Source organism: Halocola ammonii (genome assembly GCF_049334165.1).
In the GTDB taxonomy this organism is placed as follows: Bacteria; Bacteroidota; Bacteroidia; order Flavobacteriales_D; family Sanyastnellaceae; genus JBEGHD01.
The window spans coordinates 1-546 of the sequence record NZ_JBEGHD010000047.1 but is presented as its reverse complement, the minus strand read 5'-3'; the positions used below and the strand labels follow the sequence as shown (position 1 = coordinate 546).

Below are 546 nucleotides of genomic sequence, written 5' to 3'. Positions count from 1 at the left end.
AGTTAAGCCCACCAGCGCAGATGGTACTAGGTTAAACCTGGGAGAGTATGTCGTTGCCACTTTTTTAAAAGCCCCAAATAGGGGCTTTTTTTGTTTATAGAAACTTTTGGAGTTTTTGAATTTCCCAGTCACCTGTACTTCATTTCTTACGAAGTAACCCTTCCCTATTTCCTCACCCAGTCCTTACTTCCTTCATTAAAGTCCTCCAAACTTTCCCAGGTGATGAACATCGGTAGCATAGGCGGCATGAGTGGTTATTCGAAGTTTCCAGGTTTGTCGGTATACAGTTCGAGCAAGGGAGCTTTATCGATATTGACAGAATGTTTGGCCACGGAATTAGACAAGGAGGGTATTTTGGTGAACTGTTACGCTTTGGGATCAGTACAAACCGAGATGCTGGAGTCCGCTTTTCCGGGTATGGAAGCAGGGAGCAGTGCCAGTTCGATGGCGTGCTATTTAGTGTCACAACTGTTATCGAATAGCGGGATAGTGAGTGGCAAGACCCTACCTGTAGCGGGCTCAGGAATTTAATCTATCGCATTTCCA

1 protein-coding gene is annotated in these 546 nt (G+C 45.2%); it reads left to right on the top strand.

Annotated elements, in window-relative coordinates:
• Window positions 1-90 precede the first annotated feature (90 nt).
• Window positions 91-531, top strand: a complete 441-nt coding sequence (locus ABHV44_RS16190; RefSeq protein ID WP_459075756.1) for an SDR family oxidoreductase — start codon at window positions 91-93, stop codon at window positions 529-531.
• Window positions 532-546 lie beyond the last annotated feature (15 nt).